This is a genomic window from Phenylobacterium sp. (assembly GCF_037189685.1).
GTDB lineage: Bacteria > Pseudomonadota > Alphaproteobacteria > Caulobacterales > Caulobacteraceae > Phenylobacterium.
The window spans coordinates 245,248-268,840 of record NZ_JBBCIT010000001.1; the positions used below are offsets into that span (position 1 = coordinate 245,248).

The window sequence follows — 23,593 nt, forward strand, 5'->3', positions numbered from 1 at the left end:
TGGGCGCGTCTGTAGGGGTGGTCGATTGTATCAGCTTCCCGTCTGGGTCTGGCCTACTGTTCTCCTTGGCGTCTGTGCGCTTGCCGTATGGCGAGGCCGTGATGAGGAACGTCTCGCAGCGGCGAGCGTGCTGGCCGGCTGGGCGCTCACCCTCATGGTCTTCAAATCACGCAGTCAAGACACCCAGTGGGCTGTCCTGGCCATTGATGCGGCCCTGTTCGCTATCCTGATGTGGATAGCGTTCCGCACCCGACGCTACTGGCCGCTGTTTGCGGCGGCCTTTCAGCTTCTTCTGGTGGTGACCCATTTTGCCCGCGCCCTGGATTCCGGCGTGTCGGGCTGGGCGTATCTCACCGCCGGCCTGGTGTGGAGTTATCTGATGCTGATCAGCGTCGGCTACGGCGCCTGGACCGCACCCCATTTGGCCGGATCGGCCGACGCGGACCCTATGGACGTACCCGGCGCGATCCGCCGATAGACCAACGCCTCCGCGACGTGGATGCGGCGCACCGACGCCGCGCCCTCGAGGTCGGCGATCGTACGGGCGAGGCGCAGGGTGCGGATCCAACCGCGCGCCGAAAGGCCGCCCGCCTCGGCCGCGCGCGACAGCAGCGCCCGCGCCGGCGCGTCCAGGTCGCAGATCGCCTCCAGGAAGTCGCCGTCCGCCTGCGCGTTCAGGCGGGGAGCATCGCAGAGAGAGGTGTCGCCTCGCCCTGCTGCGCGCTCGGCCTGCAGCGCACGGTCGGCCTGCAGCGCACGGGCCGCCGCAACCCGCGCCGCCGCCTCGGCGGTCCCTTCGGCGGGCGGCGGCAACGCCAGGTCGGCCGGCGTCACCGGCGGGACCTCGACCTGCAGGTCGATGCGGTCCATCAGCGGCCCCGAGATCCGGCCCTGGTAGTCGGTCTGGCACCGTGGGGCGCGCCCGCAGGCGCCCCGGCCCGCGCCCCCCAGACCGCAACGGCAGGGATTCAAGGCGGCCACCAGCTGGAAGCGGGCGGGGTAGCGGACATGGGCGTTGGCGCGGGCCACCACCACCTCGCCGGTCTCCAGCGGCTGGCGCAGCGAGTCGAGCGCCTGGGCGCCGAATTCAGGGAGTTCGTCCAGGAACAGCACGCCGTTGTGGGCCAGGCTGACCTCGCCCGGCTTCGCCCTGTGCCCGCCCCCCGTCAGCGCGGCCATGCTGGCGGAATGGTGCGGGCTGCGGAAGGGCCGCGCGCGGGAAAGCTGGCCCTTCGCGATGAGCCCCGCCACCGAATGGATCATCGACGTCTCCAGGAGCTCCGACGCCGTGAGCGGCGGCAGCAGGCCGGGCAGCCGCGCCGCCATCATCGACTTGCCCGAGCCGGGCGGGCCGATGAAGCTGAGGTTGTGGCCACCGGCCGCGGCGATCTCCAGCGCCCGCTTGGCGTTCTCCTGGCCCTTCACGTCGCGCAGATCCGGGACCCGGCCGGCCTCGATCATCTCGCCGGCCCGGGGCGGCGACAGCACCTGCGTCCCGCGGAAGTGGTTCACGAGCGCGATCAGCGACGGGGCGGCCAGGATGCGCGTCCCTCCCGCCCAGGCGGCCTCGGGCCCGCACGCCTGGGGGCAGATGAGGCCCAGCTCCATGCCGCCCGCCGCCACCGCGGCGGGCAGGGCGCCGGCGACGGGCGTGATGCGACCGTCCAGCGCCAGTTCGCCCACCGCGGCCCAGCCTTCGAGCGCGTCGGGCGGGATCACCCCCATGCCCGCCATGATCGCCAGCGCGATGGGCAGGTCATAGTGGCTGCCCTCCTTCGGGAGGTCGGCCGGCGCCAGGTTCGCGATGATGCGCCGCGACGGCAGGGCCAGACCCATGCCCTGGAAGGCGCCTCGCACCCGCTCCCGGCTTTCCGACACGGCCTTGTCGCCCATGCCGACAAGGAAGAACTTCTGCTCGCCGCCGGTGAACTGGACCTGCACATCGACGCGCACGGCCTGTACGCCGCTGAAGGCCAGCGTCACCATGCGCGCCGACATGCCTGCAACCCCTCGTGGCCCCCGAAAGTTATCCACAACCCAGCACAAGGCCCGGCTCAGATCAAGAACAAATGTGGAACTTTGAGAGAAACTAAGACGTTTCCGTAACTTCGACGCGTCTCTTGCAAGACGGCCTAAGGCTGTACGCGCAGGGCCTCGATCCGAGACCACATCACGTCCGTCGCGTCCACGCCGGCGAACCGTTTGAGGGCCACCGCGCCCGTCGGGGACGTGACGTTGATCTCGGTCAGGTGGTCGCCGATCACGTCGATACCGACGAAGATCAGCCCGCGGGCCTTCAGCTCCGGACCGATGGCGGCGCAGATCTCGCGGTCCCGGGCCGAGAGGTCCACCGGCTCGGGCGTGCCGCCGACCGCCATGTTGGAGCGGATCTGTCCCTTGGCCGGCACGCGGTTGATGGCCCCCACGGGCTCGCCATCCACCAGCAGGATCCGCTTGTCGCCCTTGCTGACCGAGGGAAGGAACTTCTGCACGATCACCGGCTCGCGCCCCAGCTCGGCGTGCAGCTCCAGCAGGGTGTCGAGGTTCGGATCGTCCTTCAGGTGGCGGGTGACGCCCGATCCGCCGCGCCCGTTCAGCGGCTTCAGCACGATGTCGCCGTGGCGCGCGCGGAAGTCGCGGATCGCCTCGCGGTCCCAGGTGATGAGCGTGGGCGGTTGCAGGTCGGGGAACCGGGTGACGAACAGCTTCTCGGGCGCGCTGCGCACCTCGGCCGGATGGTTCACCACCAGGGTCTTCGGGTGGATCGCCTCCAGGAAGAAGGTGGCGTCGATGTAGTGCATGTCGAACGGCGGGTCCTGGCGCATCAGGACGACGTCGAAGTCCGAGAGCTCGACGCGCCGCACCGGCCCCGCCTTGAAGTGGTCGCCCGACACCCGCCGCACCTCGATGTCGCGACCGCGGGCGAAGACCCGCCCGTCCTCCAGGGCCAGCGAATCGGTCAGGTAGACGAACAGCGAATGCCCGCGCGCCTGGGCGCTCTCCATCATCAGGAAGGTCGTATCCCCCTCGATGTTCACCCCCTCGATGGGGTCCATCTGGACGGCGACCTTCAGGGACATGGACGACTTCCTCGGCAAGCGACGCTTCGAGATAGGCCGTCCGGCGACATTGCGCCAGACGCGCCATCGGGAGTGGCGCCTTCAGCGGACGCGGATGCGCCCGGGCGGCAGGTCGGCGGCGATCACGTTGCGCAGGATGAGCCGGGCGCCGTCCATCTCGACGATCGTGTCCGCGCCGACCTGCCGCACCGTATAGGCCGTGCCGGCTTCCAGTTCGATCCGGTCGCCTTCGGCGATGGAGAAGTCGAGGACCTCGTCGGTCCCCGCGCCGGCGAAGCTGTGGAAGACGTCCGCCCCGCGGCCACCGATCAGCACGTCGTCGTCGCGGCCGCCGCTGATGAAGTCGGCTCCGTCCCCGCCGTCCACCCGGTCCCGGCCGCGGCCGCCGACCAGGACGTCGTTGCCGCCGAGGCCTGTGATCTCATCGTCGCCCGGCCCGCCGTGGAGGTGGTCGTCGCCCGGCCCGCCGACAATGTGGTCGGGTCCGTCGCCGCCCCGTCGCACCATCGGCGGCGCGGGGCGGACCGCACGGGCCGCCGCCAGGGCGATATGGCGCTCGTGTTCGGTCACGGCCTCCACGATCCTCCGGCGCGCGCCGGCCGACGCGACCGGCGACCTCGCCATGATGGCGGGCAGACCCATCTCGATGATCTCGGACACGACGATGTCGGGCTTGAACCGCGCGACGAGGTCCGGGCGCCAGGCGCCGTCCTGGGCATGCGACACCACGATCCGGCTGAAGTGGCCGTACAGGAACGGCATCAGGGCGTTGGAGAACGAGTCCACGGTCATCAACAGGACCGGCTTGCCGGCCTGGCCGGTCTCGATGACGTGCGGGCCGGTCCAGTCCCGGACATCTGTAAGGTACACCGTCTCGACCGGCGGCGCGGCGGGATCGTCGAATTCGGGGTAGTCCGCCCGAACCATTCCCGCCACGCCCAGCATCATCGCCAGGTCGCGGGGCGTGTTCCGCGGCTGTCGGGCCGCGTCCCGGAACGATTCCAGCGGCCGGGGGGCGTCGGCTAGGCCGCGGGCGTGCAGGGCGTCCATGAGGGCGGCGTAGCCCAGGTAGGCGCCCAGGCCCGTCCAGTGAGAGTCGTGAGCGCTGTAGGTCTTGAGGCCCCATCGGGCATGGCGCGCCAGGTCGGACGCCGGATAGACGACCTGGCCCGCCTCGGACTCTGCGGCCAGGGCGGGCAGGATCACGGCCGCCCGCCGGGGTTCCAGCCGGAACCACCACGGCGCACGGTCGTCGTGGACGGCCTCCTTCACCGGCGCGACCAGGACCACATAGGCCGCGCCGCCCCCGGCCAGGGTCTCCGTGCGGCCCGCCAGGCCCTCCAGCCATGCGGCGGTCTCGTCGGGCGACATGGGCGGCTGGCCCCGCGCGGCGCTCAGGCGGGTCTCGTTGTCGCTGAAGAGCCACCCCTCGCGGCCCACGACGACCCGCGGCGTCCCGCTGACGCCGGCGAACAGCCGCAGCCGATTCAGGCCCGCGATGAGGTGCGCTCGGCCGGGGAAATTGTCGGCCACATAGGCGTCGGCGGCCTTGCGGTAGGCTTCGAGGCCTCCGAGGCTCCGCGGCAGGGGCGGGGCAGGGGCCAGATGGCGGTTTTCCTGGAGAACGGGTTCCGGCAGGACCCACGGCAGGGCGACGACGCCCGCCAGCGCCAGCGCGGTCGCGGTGGCGAGGCGTCTCCAGTGCGCGGGGTGGCCGATGTCCATCAGAACCTGAAGTAGAGGAAGGGGTTGAGGCTGGATCCGGCGAGCAGGGCGACCGACGCCAGGAGCGCCAGCATCAGCACCGGCGTGGCCAGGACGTGGACGCCCTGGGTGTCGAGGCGGGGTTCGATCCCGGGCGAGGCCGGCAGGCGCGGCGCCCGCAGGCGGTCCAGGGCCCACGGCAGGATGGGGAAGGCGAACGCCGCGCCCAGGAGCAAGGCGGCTGCGCGCTCGGCGTCCAGCAGCGCCAGGGTGTCGACCGGCGGCATGGCCCAGCCGCCGAGGTCGACCATGCGGCCCAGGTAGGCGACGGCGCCGGGCAGGGTGTCGGCCCGGAAGACCACCCAGCCCACGAGGACAGCCAGCAGCGTGTAGGCCCGCGCCAGGGCCGGGGGCGCGGCGTCGAGCGCGCGACCGAGGCCCATCCGCTCCAGAAGCAGGAAGGCGCCGTGGTAGAGGCCCCAGACCACGAAGGTCCAGGCCGCCCCGTGCCAGAGCCCGGTGAGGAAGAAGACGATCAGCAGGTTGCGCAGGGTGCGGAAGCGCCCGCCGCGATTGCCGCCCAGGGGAATGTAGACGTAGTCGCGGAACCACGACGAGAGCGAGATGTGCCAGCGCCGCCAGAACTCGGTCACCGATCGGGCGGCGTAGGGGTAGTCGAAGTTCTTCGGGAAGGTGAAGCCCAGCATGAAGGCCAGGCCGATGGCCATGTTCGAATAGCCGCAGAAGTCGAAGTAGATCTGCAGCATGTAGGCCAGGGCGCCCAGCCAGGCGGTCGCCGGGTCCAGGGCCGCCGCCTCCAGGCCGAAGGCGCGGTCGGCCAGCGGGGCGACGGTATTGGCCAGCAGCACCTTCTGCGACAGCCCGACGATGAAATACTGGATCCCCAGGCCGATCCGGCCGCTGCGGCGACGGTCGGCGTGCAGCTCGTCGCGGATGTGGGCGAAGCGGACGATCGGCCCCGCGATCAAGTGCGGGAACATCAGGATGTAGGTGGCGAACCGATGCAGGTCGCGCTCCGCCTGCACGCGGCGCAGGTGGACGTCGGCGATGTAGCTGATGAGCTGGAAGGTGAAGAACGAGATTCCGAGCGGGAGGGCCAGCTCGATGCGGGGAATCTCCAGGCCGGGCAGCAGGCGGCCCAGCGTGTCGGTGGCGAAGCCGGCGTACTTGAACAGGCCCAGCACGCCCAGATCGAGGATCACCAGCCCGATGAGGATCGACCGGCGGCGCGCCGGCGCCTCGGCCGTCGCCAGCCACCGCGCCCCCAGGTGGTTGGCGACGATCAGCCCGCCCAGCAGGAAGATGTAGGCGCCTTCGCCCCAGACGTAGAAGGCGGCGCTGCCGACCAGCAGGACGCCGGTCCGCCAGCCGCTGGCCCAGTATCCGAGCAGGAAGACGGGCAGGAAGCAGAAGATGAAGATGACTGAACTGAAGACCACCCCGAGCCCCCGCCCGCGCAACCCAACCCATGCCGCGATCCCCGGCGCGGCGCAACCAGGGGCGCCCGCCGCAGCCGGGTCGATGGACTCAGTTGAGCCGCAGCCGTACGCGCTCACGCGCGGCGCGGGCCGCGAGGGCGGCGCCGCCGTCCAGGGTGGTGGCGCGCTGGAGGGCCTCGAGGGCGCCGGCCAGGGCCCCCTGGCCCTCGCGCGCGGCCGCCACGTCCAGCCAGGGCCGGTGGTCGGTCGGGTCGAGCAACGCGCGCCGGAGCGCCGCGCGCTCGGCGCGAGGGAAGTCGCCGGCGTTGGTCGCGTGGGCATAGACGATGTTCTGCAACCGCAGGAGCACGGCGCGGTCGTCCACAGGGGCCATGAGGCGGTCCAGGCGGTCGGCCACGTTCGGCGTCAACCCGGCGTGCAGGGCGCGCCGCGTCAGCTCCGATGGGAGCACCACGCGCCCCTCCGAGAACGGGTCGAGGGCCAACGGGCCTTCGTCGGTCTCGATCCGGAGCAGGAAATGGCCCGGGAAGTCCACGCCCCTGACCACCAGGCCGCAGCGCCGGGCGGCATGCAGGTAGTAGACGCCCAGCGTGACGGCCAGGCCGCGCTTGCGGGCGGCGACGCCCAGGACGTCGGCGTTGTCGGGATCGTCCAGGGTGAAGAGGTCGCCCGAAAGGCCGAGGTCGCCCGAGAGCGCCTCGGCCAGGGCCTCTTCGGGACTCTCGCGCTTCAGGCGCTGGGCCAGACGCTCCACGCCCGCGGCGGCCAGTTCGCGCGCCAGCGCCGCGTCGCGGACCGGGTTCTCATGGATGGCGCAGGCGATCGCCGCCTCCATCAGGGGGAAGGCGTCGTTGGAAGCGCCACCGGCTTCCGCGAGGATCGTCTCGGCCTCGTCGCGGTCCATCAGGGTCCGTGCTTGTCCGTCAGGCGCCCTTCCAGGCGTCGGGAATATGCATAGGAAGGCGGCCGGGCGCGAGCGCCACCAGATCAAGTCGGACCGAACAGTCGCGAAGCGCCGGCCGGCCGGACGCCAGGGCGAGGCCGGCGCGCCGCAGGCGGCTGCGCTGATCGGGCGTCACGGTCTCCAGCGCCACATCCAGGCTCATCCGTCGCTTGACCTCCACCACCGCCAGCACCCGGCCGCGCAGGGCCAGGAGGTCGACCTCGGCCTGCCGGGTCTTCAGGCGGAAGCCCAGTATGCGATAGCCCCTGGCCATCAGCCAGATCGCCGCCAGCACCTCGCCCCGGCGGCCCGAAAGCCGGGCCCGGGCCCCGCGGCGCGCACGGGGGTTCACCGTCCCGCGTCCTCCGGTCCGGGCGCCGCCGCCTTCAGCGCCATCGCCCGGCGATAGAGATCCCGCTTCGGCAGGCCCAGGGCCCTGGCTACCTCGGCGGCCGCATCCGAGGGCTTGAGGCGGGAAAGGGCGTCGGCCAGCGCCGTGTCCACGTCGGCGGCGGTGGCCTCGGCTTCCCGGCCCGGCGCCACCAGCACCACGATCTCGCCCCGGGGCGCGTCCAGCGCGGGATCGGCGGCCAGCTCCGCCAGCGTCCCGCGGTAGAAGGTCTCGTAGAGCTTGGTGATCTCGCGGCAGACGACCGCCTCCCGGTCCGCGCCCAGCACCGCCGCCATGTCGGACAGGCTGTCCTTCAGGCGCGAACCGCCCTCGAAGAACGCCAGGGTGGCGCGTACGCCCGCCACCTCGGCCAGGAACGTCCGTCTCGCAGCGGACTTCGGCGGCGCAAAGCCCAGGAACAGGAACCGATCGGTGGGCAGGCCCGCCGCCGACAGGCCCGCCACCAGGGCCGAGGCGCCGGGCACGGGGACCACCGTATGCCCGGCCGCCGCGGCGTCGCGCACCAGGCGGAAGCCGGGGTCGGAGATGAGCGGCGTGCCCGCATCCGACACCAGGGCCACGCGCCCGCCCTCGGCCAGGAGGGCCAGGGCCTTGGGGCGCGACCGCTCGGCGGCGTGCTCGTCGTGGCGTTCCAGCTTCGCGGAGAGGCCGAAGGCGGCCAGCAGCTTGGCGGTGACGCGGGTGTCCTCGGCAAGGACCACGTCGGCCTGGGCCAGCACATCGAGCGCCCGGAGCGTGATGTCCCGCAGGTTCCCGATCGGCGTCGCCACGACATAGAGGCCCGGCGCCAGGGGCGCGTCGTCGAGCGTGGGCGGTGGAAGGGCGCGGGCCATGCGCGAGGCTTCGCCGCTCCGGGCCGCCAAGGCAAGCGCTCCGGCGTCCGGACCCCTTATCGGGGGAGGCGCATCCGGCGGCCGGCGCCGCATGGAGAACGAGCGCCGCTGTACGGGCGCGCATCTCAGGAGCGTATGCGTGAAGCGTTTCCCTCTGGCCGCCGCGGCGGCCCTGGCCCTCGCGGCGTCGACCCTGGCGGTCCCGGCCGGAGCCGCCGTCGTCACCCTCAAGTTCGAGGGGAACATCCCCTCGACCAACGCCTTCTTCGGCAGCGGCCTCGAGAACCGGATGGCGCCCGGACAGATCTCATACATCGAGGGCATCCAGCTGGGCCGGGGCGCCACGCCGGGCAGCGCCTATGAGTTCGTCTTCGAGTACGACACCGAGGCGGCCATCACCGGCGCCAGCCGGTATCCGCTGACCTTCGTCTCGGGCTTCGTGGGCTCGAACACCGACTTCAGCGGCTTCACCCCCTACATCCAGTTCCGGCAGGTGGGCGAGTACGCCTACATGAACCTGATCCTGGAGAAGCTCGACACCATCGGGCCCAACACCTATCGGACCTACGCCGCGTTCTCCGTGGGCGACCGCGGCGGCGACGTGACGCTGAACCTGCTTCCCGAAAGCCTCGATCCGACGAGCCTGGACTTCATCGTCGCCTCCTTCGAGACCTTCGGGCGCGAAGGCGCCTACCGCCACATCGTCGACGGCGTTTCGCGCGGCCTGTCCGTCGTGCCGCAGGGCGCCCCGGGCGGCGTCGGCGCCATTCCCGAGCCCGGGGCCTGGGCGATGATGATCCTGGGCTTCGGCGCCGTGGGGGCCCTGCTCCGCCGGCGTCGCCCGCGGATCGGGGCCTTCGCCGCCTAGGCGCCCGCGCCCGCCGCCAGCTGCGCCTCGGCGCTCGCGCGGGCCGACGGATAGTCGGCCTTGCCGTTGGCGGCCCGGATGTCGCGGTCGGCCACCACGATCCGCTTGGGCGTCTTGTATCCCGCGAGCGCCCGGCGGACGTGGGCGCGCAGGGCGTCCTCGTCCAGGGCCGCGCCCTCGGCCAGGCGCACGACGCCCGTCACCGCCTGGCCCCATTTCTCGTCGGGCAGGCCGATCACCAGGGCGTCCTCGACCGCGGGGTGGGTCTTGAGCGCCTCCTCCACCTCTTCCGGGAAGACCTTCTCGCCGGCGGTGTTGATGCAGGCGCTGCCGCGGCCCAGCAGGGTCAGGGAGCCGTCCGCCTCGACCAGGCACCAGTCCCCGGGGATCGAGTAGCGGACGCCGCCGATGGTGCGGAAGGTGCGCGCGGTCTTCTCATCATCCTTGTAGTAGCCGACGGGATTGGGCGGCCCGATGGCCACGAGGCCCTGAACGCCCGAGCCCGGCTCGACGGGATTGTCGTTCTCGTCGAACACCTTGCAGCGCTCGCCCAGCACGAACCTGGCCGTCTGGACCTCCAGGCCCTTGGCCATCATCGACTGGCCCATGCCCAGCGCCTCGGACGAGGAGAAGCCGTCCGAGAGCACCGCGCCCGGCATGTGCTCGAGCAGCCCCTGCTTGACCTCGTACGACCACATGACGCCCGAAGACACGATCATCGCCACCGACGAGACGTCCCAGCGGCCCGGATTGGCGTTCAGCGCGTTCAGGATCGGCTTGGCGAACGAGTCGCCCACGATCACCAGCGTCTGCGGCTTGTGGCGGTCCACGGCGTCCAGCATCTCGACCGCGTCGAAGGCCGCACCCTCGAGGGTGATGACCGTCCCGCCCGCCATCATCACGCCCATGCCGGTGAGCAGGCCCGTGCCGTGCATCAGGGGCGGCGCGGGCAGGATGCGGCCCATCGGCCCGACGGTGCGGGCGTGTTCGGCCAGGGCCTCCAGGGTCTCGGGGACCGGCCCCATCTTGCGCGCCGCCTGGAGGGTGATCTCGCGCAGGTCCTTGTGGGCCCACATCACGCCCTTGGGCATGCCCGTCGTGCCGCCGGTGTAGATGAAGAACTGGTCGTCGCCCGAGCGCGCGATGTCCAGCGGCCCGCCGTTCCCTTCCGCCGCCAGGTCCTCGAACCGCTCGGCGAAATCGGCGACGGCGCCGTCGGGGCTGACCTCGACCCACGTCCTGACGCCCGGAAGACGGGGCCGGATCTGCTCGACGGCGTCCCGGAACTCCGAGGCGTAGACCACCGTGCGGGCGTCGGAGTTGTCGAAGATGTACCAGACCTCTTCGGGCGTGTAGCGGTAGTTGACGTTGACGTGCGTCTGCCGCGCCTTCCATCCGGCCGCCACCGCCATCAGGTACTCGGGCCGGTTGCGCATGTAGATGGCGATCTTGTCGCCCGGCGCCGCGCCGCGGGCGATCAGGGCTCGGGCCAGGTTGTTGGTCGCCTGCCGCGCCTCGCCCAGGGTGACCACCCGCTCGCCGTGGATGAAGGCCGGGCTGTCGGCCGGCAGGACCGGCTCCACGGCGTCGAGGATATCTCCGAAATTCCAGTCCATGCGTTCCTCCCTCAGGGCCCCCGGTCTTCGCCGGTTCGGGCCTCAATCTGGTTCGAACGCCTATCGACCGCTCTTGACCTGACGGAAGGGAATATCCCGATCGACTTCCGGCTCCTTCGGGAGGCCCAGGACCCGCTCGCCGATGATGTTGCGCTGGATCTGGTCGGTGCCGCCCCCGATCGACGTGAAGTAGGCGTTGAGCGTCAGGAAGTTGGCGTCCTCCGCGCGGGGATGCTCCGGCCCCTCCAGCAGGCTGCCGGCGCCCAGGATGGCGGTGCGCACGCGCGCCTCCTCGTGCAGGATGCGGCTCATGGCCAGCTTGCCCAGGCTCATCACCGGCGACGAGCTGCCCTGCGCCAGGTCGGCCTTGGCGCGGGCGGTGTTGAGCGCGTTCAGCCGCTTGTAGGCGATCACCTGCGCGAGATCCTGCCGCAACAGCGGATCGCCCAGCCGCCCCGCCTCGCGGGCCAGGGCGATCAGCGGCTCCTCGGTCTTCGATTCCGGCGCGCCGCTCCGGGCTCCCCGCGCGCCCTCGCCCATCACCGAACGCTCGTAGGCCAGGGCCGTCTGGAGCACGCCCCAGCCCTCGCCCAGGTTCTTCAGCAGGTTCTCGGCCGGCACGACGGCGTCCGTGATGAACACCTCGTTGAAATGGCTCTCGTCGGTGATCTGCCTGAGCGGCCGCACCTCGACTCCCGCCTGCTTCATCGGCAGGAAGAAGAAACTGATCCCGGCGTGCTTGGGGACGTCCCAGTCCGTCCGCGCGATCAGCATGCCGTAGTCCGCCGTCGCGGCCCCCGACGTCCACACTTTTTGGCCCGTCACGACGAAGTGGTCGTCGACCCTCTCGGCGCGCGTCCGGATGCCCGCCAGGTCCGACCCCGCGCCGGGTTCGGAATAGAGCAGGCACATGCCCACCTCCTGCCGCAGCAGGGGCGCGATCAGCTTCGCCTTCAGCGCCTCGGTCCCGCACGCGAGCAGGGTGTTGGCCCAGAGGTTGGTGCGGTCCTGCCCCGTACCCGGCGCGCCGACGGCGGCGAACTCGCGCTCGATGATCCGGGCCTGGGCGTCGGGCAGGGCGCGGCCGTGCCATTCCACCGGCCAGCGCGGCGCGGCCCAGCGTGCGGCCACCACCTTGGCCAGCCAGGCCTTGTGCTCGTCCGAGACGGTCCAGCCCGCGCCCCCGGGGCCCGGCTTCGGCTTGGGCAGGCCCTTCCAGTTGTCGGCGAGCCAGGCGCGGACCTCGTCGCGCAGGGCGTCGTTCGCGGTGTTTGCGTCGGCCATGATCAGGCTCCCAGCGCGGTCAGGAAGCGTTCGCGGTGCGCAGCCGAGGCGCCGAAGAGCTGGGCGTCGGCGCGCGCGCGGCGCAGGTAGAGGTGGGCGGGATGAGCCCAGGTGAAGGCGATGCCGCCGTGCATCTGGATCGCGTCGGCGGTGGTCTTCACGAAGGCGTCGGCGCAGGCGAACGCCGCCAGGCTGACCGCGGCCGGGGCGTCGGGGGCGGCGTCGGCCAGCTTCACCGCGGCGTTGCGCGCGGCCGAGATCGCGCTTTCGGTCTCCAGCAGCAGGTCGGCGGCCATGTGCTTCACCGCCTGGAACGAACCGATCGCCCGTCCGAACTGATAGCGGGTCTTGGCGTAGTCGACCGTGAACTCCAGGCAGCGGCGCGCGCCGCCGGCCTGCTCGCCGGCCAGGCCGACCAGGGCGAGACGGAGCGCCGCCTCGGCCGCCGCGCCGGCGTCACCGCCCAACCGACGGGCCGGCGCGGCGTCGAAGGCGATCCGCGCCAAGCGCAGGGTATGGTCGAAGGTCGGCAGCGCCTGGATGGTCACGCCCGCCGCCCTGGGATCGACCTCGAAGGCCGCCAGCCCGTCCGGGGCGCGGGCCAGCACCAGCAGCACGCCGGCGGCCTGGCCGTGGATCACATAGCTGGCCGTCCCGCTGAGGGCGTCGCCGGCGGCGGTGACGGCCACACCCTCGGGCGTCCACGTCCCGGCGTCCCCGGTCAGGGCTGCGGCGGCGATGGTGGTTCCGTCCGCGATCCCCGGCAGCAGACGCGTCTTGGCGTCGGCGTCGTCCAGACGCTGGAGAAACTCGGCCGCGAGCACCCCCGACCCGAGCAGCGGGCCGCACAGCAGCGCGGCGCCCGCCGCCTCCATCACGGCCTCGAGCTCCAGCGGGCCGGCGCCCGCGCCGCCGTAGGCCTCGTCGACGATCAGCCCGGTGACGCCCATCTCGGCGAGCTGGCCCCAGAGCGCTGGGTCGTACCCGCTCTCGGTCTCCATCGCCCGCCGCACGTCGGCCTCGGCGCTATGGTCGGCCAGAAGCCGCGTCACGGCGTCCTGCAGGGCGGTTCGTTCCTCCGGGGTCAGGCTGGGCAAGCCGCCGCCTCCTTGTTGATTATCGGACGGTGTCCGTCTAAAAATAGCCACATGGTCCTTCCGATGGCAAGCACGGGCCGCCGCCGTGGCTGAAGCCGCACCCGCCGCTTCCGTCTCCGCGCCCAGGGGACGGCCCCGCGATCCGGGGCTGGAGGACCGCGTGTTCGACGCCGCCATCGCCCTCTACGCCGAGACGGGCTGGGCGGGCTTCTCGTTCGAGGCCCTGGCCCGGCGCTCGGGCGTGGGCAAGGCCGGGCTCTACCGCCGCTGGGACAGCCGTCAGGACCTTCTGCGCCAGACGCTGGAGGCGCGCTGGCTGGCGCCCGCCCGCATCGACACGGGCGCCCTGCGCGGCGACCTCGTGGCCCTGGCCCGCCAGATCTTCGCCGTCCGCACCAGCGCCTATGGCGGCGCGCATCTGTGGATGGCCATCGACGGCGAGCTCAACCCCGAGGTCCGCGCCGCCACCGCGCCCTATGCCGAGGCGACCATCCGCCAGGGCCGCGCCATCGTCCGGCGCGCCATCGTCCGCGGCGAGATCGCCCCCACCGTCAACCCCGGCCTCCTGATGGACATGCTGGTGGGCGCGGTCTCGAACCATATCGCCACCACGCCCCGGCGGCTGCGCGCCGCCATGATGGGGAAGATGGACGCCTTCACCGCCGACCTCGTGGACGCCGTCCTCAAGGGCGTCGGCGCAAAATCCAGCGAGGAAACATGACCGTCAGCGACAACACGCCCGTGATCATCGGGGTCGGCGAGGCCTCCGAGCGCATCGACGCGCCGGACTACCAGGCGCTCTCGCCCGTTGCCCTGGCGGCGAAGGCGGCCGAAGCCGCCCTGATGGACGCGAGGGCGGATGCGGGCGCGCCCGCCCTGGCCGCACGGATCGACGTGATCGCGGCCATTCGCCAGTTCGAGGTCTCGGGGCCGAACGCCCAGGCGCCTTTCGGCGCGTCCGACAACTTCCCCCGCTCGGTGGCGCGGCGCGTCGGCGCCGAGCCCCGCCGCGCGATCTGGGAAGTGGTGGGCGGGCAGGGCCCGCAGCACCTGGTCAACGAGTTCGCCCACGCCATCGCCGCCGGAGAGATGGAGATGGCGCTGATGGTCGGCTCGGAAGCCATCTCGACCGTCCGCCACCTGGCGGGCAAGGGCGAGACCCGCGACTGGAAGGAGACGGTCGGGGGACAGCTCGAGGATCGCGGCTACGGCATGGACGGCCTGTTGACGCGTGACCTCGCCGGCCACGGCGCCCGCACGCCGATCCAGGTCTACGCCCTGTTCGAGAACGCCCGCCGCGCCCGCGAGGGCAGGGACCGCGCCGCCTACGCCCTGGACATGGGCCGCCTCTTCGCGCCCTTCACCGAGGTGGCCGCCGGCAACCCCCACGCCATGAGCCAGCAGGTGTTCACCGCCGAGGAGCTGGCGACCGTCACCGGCCCCAACCGCCTGACCAGCGATCCCTTCCCCCGCCGCATGGTGGCCCGCGACCAGGCCAACCAGGGCGCCGCCGTCCTGATGACCTCGGTGGGCCGCGCCCGCGAGCTGGGCGTGCCGGAGGATCGCTGGGTCTATCTCTGGGGCGGCGCGGACGTGAAGGAGCGGACGCCGGTGGAGAGACAGGACCTGTCGCGCAGCCCGGCCTCGGTGGCCGCGGCGAAGCGGGCCCTGGACGTCGCCGGCGTCACCGTGGCCGACATCGACGTGTTCGACCTGTATTCCTGCTTCCCGATCGCGGTGTTCAACATCTGCGACGGCCTGGGCCTGGCCCCCGACGACCCGCGCGGGCTGACCGTGACGGGCGGCCTGCCGTTCTTCGGCGGGGCCGGGAACAACTATTCCATGCACGCCATCGCCGAGATGGTCCGACGGCTTCGCGCCAGGCCGGGCGCGGTGGGGCTGGTCGGGGCCAACGGCGGGTTCCTCTCGAAGTACTCCGTCGGCGTCTATTCCACCCGGGCGAGGCCTTTCGCGCCCTTCGACTCCCGGCCGCTCCAGGCCGAGGTGGACGGCTGGGCGGCGCCCGAGCTGGATCCGGGCTTCGCGGGCGAGGCGGCCGTGGAGACCTACACCATCGACTATTCCGGCCCGGCGCCGCGCGGCGTGGTCCTGGCCCGCTCGCCCGCCGGCGCCCGGGTCATCGCCATGACCCCGCCGGAGGACCCGCAGGTGGTGGAGACGATGATCGCCATCGACCCTCTGGGTCGCCGCGCCGTGCTGAAGCCGGCTGGCGAAGGCAAGATTCTCGTGACGGGCTTCTCATGACGGGACCGCCGGTCTGACGGATATCCGGCCCCGGCGCACAGGTTGCCCGCGGCGCCAGGCCCGCCGCGTCAGGGCGCACCGACCGCCGGCCGCTTCAGGCCCAGATGGTCGCGCAGCGTCACGCCCTCGTAGGCGTCGCGGAACAGCCCGCGCCGGCGCAGCTCGGGGACGACCAGGCGCGTGAAGGCCTCGAGGTCCCCCGGCAGGATGGGCGGCATCACGTTGAAGCCGTCCGCCGCGCCGGCCTCGAACCACTGCTGCATCATGTCCGCGACGTCCTGCGGCGAGCCGACCACCACCTTGTGGCCCCGGGCCGAGACCGCCCGGTACATGAGCTGGCGCAGATTGAGCCCCTCGTCCTCGGCCACCTGGCGGAACAACTCCTGCCGCCCCCGCCAGCCCTCGGTCGGCGGCAGGTCGGGGAACGGCCCGTCCAGATCGGCGCGGGAGAGGTCGGTCCCGGTCAGACCCGACAGCAGGCCCAGCGCCTGACGCACGTCGACGAGATCCTGCAGGGACTGGAAACGCGCCTCGGCCGCTTCACGCGTCTCGGCCACGAAGGGCATCACGCCCGGCATGATGAGCACATCCGCGGGGTCACGTCCCGCCGCGACGGCGCGAGCCTTGATGTCGGCGTAGAACGCCTGGGCGCCGGGGAGGCTCTGCTGGGCCGTGAACACCACCTCGGCGGAGACTCCCGCCAACGCGCGGCCGTCGTCAGACGACCCCGCCTGGACGATCACCGGCCGGCCCTGGACCGGCCGGCCCGACTGGAGCGGCCCGCGAACCCTGTAGTAGGGTCCCTCATGGTCCAGCCGCCGGACCTTCGTGGGGTCGAAGAAGCGGCCCGCCGCCTTGTCCAGGACCAGGGCGTCATCGTCCCAGGTGTCCCAGAGGCCCGTCACCACCTGGAGGTACTCGGCGGCGCGCGCATAGCGGTCGTCGTGGGCGAGCTGGTGTTCCAGCCCGAAGTTCTGCGCCTCGGCGTCCGAGGCCGAGGTCACCAGATTCCAGCCCGTCCGGCCGCCGCTGAGCTGGTCCAGCGACGCGAACTTCCGGGCCAGGTGGTACGGCGGCATGTAGGTGGCCGAAACCGTACAGATCAGGCCGATCCGCTCGGTCTGGGTCGCCAGCGCCGCCAGGAGGGTGAGCGGCTCCCAGTAGTAGACCTGCGGCCCCTGGCTCAGCCGCTCCAGGGAGCCCCCCGGCAGGCCGACGTTGTCGGCGAAGAAAACGGCGTCGAACGCCGCCGCCTCCGCGAGGCGCGCCGACCGCAGGATCGGCTCGAACCGCGTGAGCGCCGAGGGGTCCGCCTCAGGGTGGCGCCAGGCCGCCAGATGATGGCCCAGGCCGAACAGGAACGCGCCCAGGCGCATCTGGCGATCGGACGTCACGGCGCGGCCCCCTCTGCGGTTTCCTAGAACGGGCGGGCGGTCAGCGTAAGGCCGAACGTCCGAGGCTCGCCCAGGATGGCGATATAGGGCGAATTGGCGCTCGCCATGCCGAAGGCTGCGGCATAGTCCTTGTCGAACAGGTTCTTCGACCAGACGTTGGCCGACCACCGCCCGTCGTCGGTCCGGACGCCGAGACCGACGTGGGTGAGGCCGTAGGCTTTCTGCCGGCCATAGGCGGACAGGGCGTTCAGATAGGTCGAACTGCGCCACGTCTGGTTCGCGTAGCCGAAGACCACCAGACCCGAGTCCAGCGGCTGCTCGAAGTTCAGGCTGACTTGGCCCGTGAACCGCGGCGCGAACGGAACCCGTGTGCCCGACAGGTCGACCGAGGCCGGCGCGCCGGGGAAGGCATATTCCGGCGGCGGCGGCGCGTTGCGGTACGAGACGTATTCGGGATCGCTGTAGGCCGCGCTGAACGAGGCCCGCCAGACGGGCGACAACTGGGCCTGGCCCTCGACCTCGACGCCACGCAGCCGCACCTTGCCCACGTTGGCGAGATAGGACCGCGCCGTGGCCCCGACCTGGGTGGTGAGCGTGGCCTGATAGTCCTCGATCTCATTGTGGTAGAGGTTGGCGTTCAGCGTGGCCCGGCCGCCCAGCAGGGTGGTCTTCACGCCGAGCTCGAAGTCGAGCGATTTCTCGGGCTGGATGATGATCGGATCGCCCGGCCGCGCGCCCAGATTGGCCGCGCCGGACTTTTCCCCGTAGCTCGCGCTCGCGTAGGCCAGCACGTCCGGCGTGATCCGGTAGGAGGGATTGATCAGCCACGAGACGGCGTCCGACGTCTTCTTGCCGGTCACCGTGAACGGCGTTCCCGCCACGGCGGCGCGGAACGGCGCCAGCGCCGCCAGGGCCCCGGTCAGCGGCGCGCCCCCGAAGGACAGGGCCTCGTTCGACGCCTTCCGCGTCTCGGTGGTGTACCGGAGGCCGAGCGTCAGGCTGGCGCGCTCGTCGAATCGGTACGTGCCCTGGGCGAAGGCCGCGAGACTATCGGTCTTCGCTTCGCCCCGCTGGTTGGTCTCCAGCCCGTCCAGCGCCACGGAGGGGACCGTCGCCCCGAGGAAGAAGGCGCTGGCGGCGCTGAAGAACTGTGTCCGATAGTTGCTCCGCACGTCCTGGCGCAGAGCGTAGACGCCCACCTGATAGTCGAAGGCGCCGCCGGTCGGCGAAGCCAACCGGAACTCCTGGGAATACTGATCCACGTCCACGTCGTAGCCCGCCCGAACGATCGGGAAGGGCGTGCCGTCCGAGTCGTTGCGCGGCCGGAAGTAGAGCTGCCGCCACGCCGTGACCGAGGTCAGGGTGTGTTCTCCGATCGACCAGTCGGCCTGGTTGGAGATCCCGTAGGTGCGCGAAAGGATCCGCTCCTGGGTGTCCAGGTCGGGGTCGCGGGGCAGGTCGTACGAAGGGGTGTACCCGAAGGCGCTCTGCAGGCGCCGCTGCCAGCCGTTCCGCACCGCGCCGTTCACGAACGTCAGCGGGTCGCCCGCGGCCGGATAGTAGTTGTTGAACTCCTTGGTCCTGTAGCCCTCGGCGATGAGGCGGTTCTGGAACCCGCCGTCGCGATAGAGGAGCTGGCCGCGCACCGCCCAGCGGTTGGTGTCCAGGTACTCCTTGCCGTCGACCCTGTTGGTCAGCCACCCCCCGCCCGTGTCGCGGTAGATCGTCAGCCGCCCCGCCAGCCGGTCCTCCACGATCGGCCCCGAGAGGTTGGCCCGGAACTGATAGCGCTCGCGGTTCGCCAGGGTCGCGCTGACCGTGGCCTCGGGGGTGAACGACGGGCGCTTGGTCGTCACCACCAGTGCGCCCAGGGTCGTGTTCTTGCCCAGCAACGTGCCCTGAGGGCCGCGCGCCAGTTCGACGCTCTCCAGGTCCACGAAGTCCAGCCAGCTGAAGCCCGGGTGGGTGTAGAAGACGTTGTCGACGATGAGGCCGACGCCGGCCTCCGAACCGTCGCTGTTGGCGTTGCCGCCCACGCCGCGGATCGTCAGGGTCGACACCCGGGTGTTCTGCTGCAGGGCGTTGAAGTTTGCGATCTTGGCCGCGTACTCCGAAACGCGGTCCAGCCGCTCGACGGCAAGCACGGCCCCACTGACCGCCGAGACGGTGATCGGGACGTCCTGAAGGCGTTCCGCGCGCCGACGAACGGTGACGACGACCTCGTCGACCTCGCCGGCTGCGGCCTCGGCCGCCCCATCGGCGGCGATCTCGGCGGCGTGGGCGAATGGTCCTGTGGCGGCGGCAAGCGCCGCCATCGCGACGGCAAGGCCGCCGCGCCGATGAATGGCTGGCATTGAGGTATCCCCTGGCGGACGGTCACCGCCCGCATTTCGATGAAAGCTCCAACGTCGCGGCCAGGCGGTGTCCGCCCGGCGTCCCCGGCCAGGGCCGGGCCGGTCTCAGCGCCGACGACAGATGGACGTGGTTTGAAGACGCATACTGAACTCTCCGGTCCCCGGAGGCATGAGGCGCCTCGTCGCCGAGACGCCTCATGAAGTCACTCACGACGCCGGAAGGGGGAGGAACGCGTCGCCCTATAATTCCTATAGATTCACTTGGTTTAATCGATACAGTTTTTCTAACATCGCGCCGAGCTTAGCCGATGCCGATGGTTCTCACGGAAATCCCAGCTACTGTCGGAGCAAGGAACCGCAGAAACAGGAAGCCGGGAGCGAACGCCATGATGGACGATCCTACGATGAACCGCCGCGCGCTGCTGGGCGCCGCCTCGGTGCTGGCCACGGGCGCGGCCACCGTCACCCACGCGCAGGCCCCGACGCCGGGCGCACTGAAGGGAAAGACGATCCTCATCACAGGGTCCAGCTCAGGTTTCGGCCGGCTTTCGGCGCTGCATCTGGCCGACCTGGGTGCGACGGTGATTGCGTCCATGCGCAACCTGGACGGGGGCCGCCGGCCCGAGGCCGTCTCGCTCCTGGCCGAGGCCAAGGGCAAGCCGGGCCAGGTCCATGTGGTCGAGATCGACGTGACGAAGCCCGATCAGGTGACGCGGGGCGTCGGCCAGGCGGAGAAGATCGCCGGCGGCGGTCTGGACGCGGTGCTGAGCAACGCCGGCATCGGAATCTCCGGCCCCGTCGAGCTGCACGACGAAACCGCGCTGGAGGCCGAGATGCAGACCAACCTGCTGGGCGGCCTGCGCGTCGCCCGCGCCGCCCTTCCCGGCATGCGCGCCAGAGGCTCGGGCCTCCTCATGCCCGTGTCGTCCCAGCTCGGGCGCATCATCCTCCCCAACATCGGCACCTATTGCAGCGGCAAATGGGGACTGGAGGCGGCCTTCGAGGCGATGGCCTATGAACTCGCGCCCTTCGGCGTCGAGGTGACGATCATCGAGCCCGGCGGATACCCGACCCGCATCTGGGATACGGGCGCCAAGGCGGTCGAGGCGATGATCGCGCGAAACGAGCCCGAACGGGCGAAAGCCTACGAACAGCACATCGCCATGACCCGGGCGACCATGACCGGTCCGCGCGACAGCGATCCGGCCGACGTTGCGCGCGCCGTCGCCGAGCTCGTGGCCCTGCCGAACGGCCAGAGGCCCCTGCGACGCCCCGTGCATCCCAACACCGCCATGACCCAGGCCGTGAACAAGGCGCTGGCCGGTTTCCAGGCACAGGTCCTGGGCCGGGGGCCGTACGCCGCCTGGCACCAGGCCGTGACGAGCTGAATCAGGAAGCAAAGACGAGAAGCCCCGGCCGAGGTGTGACGATCTCGGGCCGGGGCGGTAGGTCTCGTGCCGGTGACTGGAGAGCCGACGCGCGTCGATCTGGAACGCCGTGACGCTCCGCGCAGCCCGGGCCGGCCGCATCGACAGCCCTACAGTAGCACCGTCGCGGCCCGGGGCCAAACGTGATTCTTCGACGCAGGCAGGGAGAGAGGCGCGGCCCCTGACGCTCTCCTCGTCGGGGCCGCGCTCCAATGGCTCGCGGCGCGCCCGATCGAGCCCGGGGCGCCCCGCTTGCGCCGCGCCAGCCCGGCGCGGTCCGACCTCGCGGCTCTCCAGTCGCACAGGGTCGCGGCTGAGACGGCGCCGTACGGGGCCGTCCCTAGGTCGGCCGCCAAAAAAGTTTCAGAAGGCCGCAGACACCGTCACGCCGAGGGTCCTCGGCCGCAGGGGCGTGATCTGCCGAATCTGGTTCGGGTTGAAGGGGTTGCCGAAGGCGAAGGTGTCGTTCAGCGAATCGAACGGATTCAGCAGGAAGACCTGGACCGCATACCGGTCGCCGACCAGTTCGGCCGAGACCTTGCTGCGGATGTAGCCGCCGGTCCTGGGCGCCGCGGCGTCGAACGAGACGTGGGACGCGCCCACATAGTTCACCTGGCCCAGAAGGTTGAGCCGCCAGTCGTCCCGGATCTCGCGCTCCCAGCTCACCAGGGCCCCCGCCGACGTCGAAGGCGCGCCCGGCAGCGCATGGACCAGGTTGTTGGTGAAGTCGCGGTTCGGATTCGACGTCCGGGTGCGGGCGAGCCGGCCGTTGAGCTGGAGGGTGAGGCCGTAGGGTCCTCGATACGAGAGCTCGCTCTCGACCCCCAGGATATGGGCGTCGCCGGCGTTGGTGGTGTAGGCGATGCCGGAGGGACGGAACTGGTCCGTCTGGATATCCTCCCAGTCGGCGTAGAAGACCGCCGCGCTCAGGGCCAGGCGGCCCTCCAGGGCGCGGGTCTTGGCGCCGATCTCATAGTTCACGATCCGGTCCGGGCGGAAGGTCTCGCGCCCCTCCGGCAGGGGAACGGCCCCGCCCGAGTTCAGGCCGCCGGGCCGATAGCCCTCGGACGCCACGGCGTAGATCAGGTGGCCCGAGCCAGGCTCCCACTGGATCGAGAGCTTGGGCGAAAGGCCGGTCGTCGAGGCGTTGCGGTCGAAATCGCGGGGCGGAAAGCGTTCCGCGACCACGGCCGAACGCGTCCGCGTGTCGATGTGGAAGGCGCGCCCCCCCAGGGCCACCGTCCACCCCGGCGCGAACATCCAGGACGCCTCGCCGTAGGCGGCGATCTCGCGCACATGGTCGCGGCGCGTGTCGCCGTACACATGGAAGTTCGGCAGGTTGGGGATCTGGGCCAGGAACTCGGTCGGCGCGTGTATGCGGGTGTCCGACCCGTAGAGGCCTCCCAGCCATTGGAAGGGGCCCGCGCCACGCGACGCCAGATAGACGTCCTGAACCAGCATCCGCGTGCGGTTGCGCTCGGAATAGGCCGACGTCCGGGCGAACGAGGTGTAGAGGTCCTGGGTCGCCGTGGCGTCGTACAGGCTGCTGTAGGCGTGGCGGATGTAGCCGCCCGAGGCGATGAGTTCGCCCCAGCCCCAGGACCGCTTCACCGTGGTGGTGAGCAGGGTGATGTCGTTCACGTGGGGTTCGGGAATCCGGACCGAACGCTTCAGGCCCAGGCCGGGCGAGGTGTAGTGCGTGTCCCGCGACCGCAGGTGCTGGCCGGCGGCCGTCAGAGACACCGACCAGTTGTCATCGGGTTGATAGAGCACGATCAGGCGCGCCCCGCGCCGGTCGGTGCGGTCGACGTTCTCGCGATCCTGGCTGATGTCGTCGAGATATCCGCCCTGGATCTCCTGATAGGCGGAGAGGCGCAGGCCCAGCCGGTCCTCGAAGACCGGATAGTTCGCATAGCCCTCCACCGCGCCGCTGGGCGTGCCGCTGCGGGTCAGGGCGCCCGTGGCGCGGACCTCGGCCTGTATGGCGCTCAGGTTCGGACGCCGCGCCACGATCCGGTAGACCCCGCCCAGGCTCCCCGCGCCGTAGAGTGCGCCCTGAGGCCCGCGGGCCACCTCCACCCGATCGACATCCACCAGCCGCAGGTCGGGGTCGGGCGCATTATAGTTGATGGGGATGTCGTCGAGGTAGGTCGCCACGATCGAACGGGCCCGACCGGTATAGGCGCCGTCAGCCAGGCCGCGGAGCAGCAGCTTGTTGCGACCCGGCCCGAGGTTGGTGGCCAGGACGCCCGCAAGCTGGCCGGCCGCATCGGCGGCGTCGCTGGCGCCCGACGCACGCAGGTCGTTGCGCGGAACCGCCGTGACGGCCACCGCCAGTTCCCGTGCGTTCCGCACCCGCTTGGTCGCGGTCACGAGCAGCTCAGCGACCGAGACGGGCGGCGACAGGCGCGGCGCCGGCGCCTCGGGCAGCGGCGAGATCTCGACGGCGCCGGGGGCGATCAGCCGCCAGCGACAGGGCGCGCCCGCCAGCAGGCGCTCGAGCGCCTGCTCCACCGTATAGGGCCCCTGGAGGCCCAAGCCGGAGCGGCCGGTGCAGGCGCCGGCGCCGATCAGGGTGATGTTGGCCTGCTGCGCCACGTCCAGCAGCGCCTCGGCGTAGGTCTGAGGCAGGACGTGAAACTGGATACGGGCCGGCGCGGCATGCGCGGGCGCCGAGGCGAGGCCCAGGCCCACGCCCGCGACAGCGGCCAGCAATTCCCGACGCGAGAGGATGGTCAGCTCCGCCCAGGACCGCTTCCGCCGGCGCGGCTCCCGATCCACGACGCGGCAATCAGCCCATAGTCAAAATGGTTGTCGCCCCCTTGGCCCGCATGGGCCCAGGCGGGTCAGCCGCGC

General features: G+C 71.4%; 18 protein-coding genes. 5 read left to right on the top strand and 13 right to left on the bottom strand.

Annotated elements, in window-relative coordinates; genetic code table 11:
* Positions 1-25 precede the first annotated feature (25 nt).
* Positions 26-478 carry a hypothetical protein gene (locus tag WG212_RS01110; protein WP_337185211.1) on the top strand — a complete coding sequence of 151 codons (453 nt, stop codon included), beginning with the start codon at positions 26-28 and terminating at the stop codon, positions 476-478.
* Here the strand turns inward: WG212_RS01110 and WG212_RS01115 are convergent.
* The 7 genes from WG212_RS01115 to rsmI form a co-directional block, all read right to left on the bottom strand.
* Positions 397-1,998, bottom strand: a complete 1,602-nt coding sequence (locus WG212_RS01115; RefSeq protein ID WP_337185212.1) for a YifB family Mg chelatase-like AAA ATPase — start codon at positions 1,996-1,998, stop codon at positions 397-399. The two genes, WG212_RS01110 and WG212_RS01115, sit on opposite strands and share 82 nt — an antisense overlap.
* A 134-nt stretch (positions 1,999-2,132) precedes the next feature.
* On the bottom strand, positions 2,133-3,080 hold the full coding sequence (gene gshB / locus WG212_RS01120) for a glutathione synthase (RefSeq protein ID WP_337185213.1): 948 nt from the start codon (positions 3,078-3,080) through the stop codon (positions 2,133-2,135).
* 81 nt (positions 3,081-3,161) lie between these two features.
* Positions 3,162-4,805: a hypothetical protein gene (locus WG212_RS01125; RefSeq protein WP_337185214.1), complete on the bottom strand. Its 1,644-nt coding sequence runs from the start codon at positions 4,803-4,805 to the stop codon at positions 3,162-3,164.
* A complete protein-coding gene (locus WG212_RS01130; RefSeq protein WP_337185215.1) occupies positions 4,805-6,244 on the bottom strand; it encodes an MBOAT family O-acyltransferase in 1,440 nt (479 codons plus the stop codon). The genes WG212_RS01125 and WG212_RS01130 overlap by 1 nt, the downstream gene beginning before the upstream one ends.
* Before the next feature lie 88 nt (positions 6,245-6,332).
* Positions 6,333-7,148 carry a transglutaminase family protein gene (locus WG212_RS01135; protein ID WP_337185216.1) on the bottom strand — a complete coding sequence of 272 codons (816 nt, stop codon included), beginning with the start codon at positions 7,146-7,148 and terminating at the stop codon, positions 6,333-6,335.
* A 19-nt stretch (positions 7,149-7,167) separates the two neighbouring features.
* A complete protein-coding gene (locus WG212_RS01140; RefSeq protein WP_337185217.1) occupies positions 7,168-7,539 on the bottom strand; it encodes a YraN family protein in 372 nt (123 codons plus the stop codon).
* Positions 7,536-8,432 (bottom strand): 16S rRNA (cytidine(1402)-2'-O)-methyltransferase, encoded by an 897-nt coding sequence (gene rsmI, locus WG212_RS01145; RefSeq protein WP_337185218.1) that lies wholly within the window; start codon positions 8,430-8,432, stop codon positions 7,536-7,538. The genes WG212_RS01140 and rsmI overlap by 4 nt, the downstream gene beginning before the upstream one ends.
* A 139-nt stretch (positions 8,433-8,571) precedes the next feature.
* Between rsmI and WG212_RS01150 the strand changes: the two genes are divergently transcribed.
* Complete coding sequence (locus WG212_RS01150; protein ID WP_337185219.1) at positions 8,572-9,300, top strand: PEPxxWA-CTERM sorting domain-containing protein; 729 nt, start codon at positions 8,572-8,574, stop codon at positions 9,298-9,300.
* Here WG212_RS01150 and WG212_RS01155 read toward each other — a convergent pair.
* The 3 genes from WG212_RS01155 to WG212_RS01165 are packed head-to-tail and all read right to left on the bottom strand — an operon-like array spanning position 9,297 to position 13,297.
* Positions 9,297-10,916 carry an acyl-CoA synthetase gene (locus WG212_RS01155; RefSeq protein ID WP_337185220.1) on the bottom strand — a complete coding sequence of 540 codons (1,620 nt, stop codon included), beginning with the start codon at positions 10,914-10,916 and terminating at the stop codon, positions 9,297-9,299. The genes WG212_RS01150 and WG212_RS01155 overlap by 4 nt on opposite strands.
* A gap of 60 nt (positions 10,917-10,976) precedes the next feature.
* Positions 10,977-12,200, bottom strand: a complete 1,224-nt coding sequence (locus WG212_RS01160; RefSeq protein WP_337185221.1) for an acyl-CoA dehydrogenase family protein — start codon at positions 12,198-12,200, stop codon at positions 10,977-10,979.
* A 2-nt stretch (positions 12,201-12,202) separates the two neighbouring features.
* On the bottom strand, positions 12,203-13,297 hold the full coding sequence (locus tag WG212_RS01165; RefSeq protein ID WP_337185222.1) for an acyl-CoA dehydrogenase family protein: 1,095 nt from the start codon (positions 13,295-13,297) through the stop codon (positions 12,203-12,205).
* A gap of 160 nt (positions 13,298-13,457) precedes the next feature.
* Here WG212_RS01165 and WG212_RS01170 point away from each other — a divergent pair, with 160 nt between their 5' ends.
* Together WG212_RS01170 and WG212_RS01175 are read left to right on the top strand one after the other, a co-directional pair.
* The gene (locus WG212_RS01170) at positions 13,458-14,018 is read left to right on the top strand and encodes a TetR/AcrR family transcriptional regulator (RefSeq protein ID WP_337185223.1); all 561 of its coding nucleotides are present in this window, start codon (positions 13,458-13,460) and stop codon (positions 14,016-14,018) included.
* The gene (locus WG212_RS01175; protein WP_337185224.1) at positions 14,015-15,562 is read left to right on the top strand and encodes an acetyl-CoA acetyltransferase; all 1,548 of its coding nucleotides are present in this window, start codon (positions 14,015-14,017) and stop codon (positions 15,560-15,562) included. The genes WG212_RS01170 and WG212_RS01175 overlap by 4 nt, the downstream gene beginning before the upstream one ends.
* A 68-nt stretch (positions 15,563-15,630) precedes the next feature.
* On the opposite strand, the gene WG212_RS01180 is transcribed toward WG212_RS01175, so the two are convergent.
* Together WG212_RS01180 and WG212_RS01185 are read right to left on the bottom strand one after the other, a co-directional pair.
* Positions 15,631-16,956, bottom strand: a complete 1,326-nt coding sequence (locus WG212_RS01180) for an LLM class flavin-dependent oxidoreductase (RefSeq protein WP_337185225.1) — start codon at positions 16,954-16,956, stop codon at positions 15,631-15,633.
* A gap of 23 nt (positions 16,957-16,979) precedes the next feature.
* Positions 16,980-19,310, bottom strand: a complete 2,331-nt coding sequence (locus tag WG212_RS01185; protein ID WP_337185226.1) for a TonB-dependent receptor — start codon at positions 19,308-19,310, stop codon at positions 16,980-16,982.
* 386 nt (positions 19,311-19,696) lie between these two features.
* On the opposite strand from WG212_RS01185, the gene WG212_RS01190 reads away from it, so the two are divergent.
* Complete coding sequence (locus WG212_RS01190) at positions 19,697-20,698, top strand: SDR family NAD(P)-dependent oxidoreductase (RefSeq protein ID WP_337185227.1); 1,002 nt, start codon at positions 19,697-19,699, stop codon at positions 20,696-20,698.
* Between the two features lie 402 nt (positions 20,699-21,100).
* Here WG212_RS01190 and WG212_RS01195 read toward each other — a convergent pair whose 3' ends face one another.
* On the bottom strand, positions 21,101-23,518 hold the full coding sequence (locus tag WG212_RS01195) for a TonB-dependent receptor (protein WP_337185228.1): 2,418 nt from the start codon (positions 23,516-23,518) through the stop codon (positions 21,101-21,103).
* Positions 23,519-23,593: the final 75 nt, after the last annotated feature.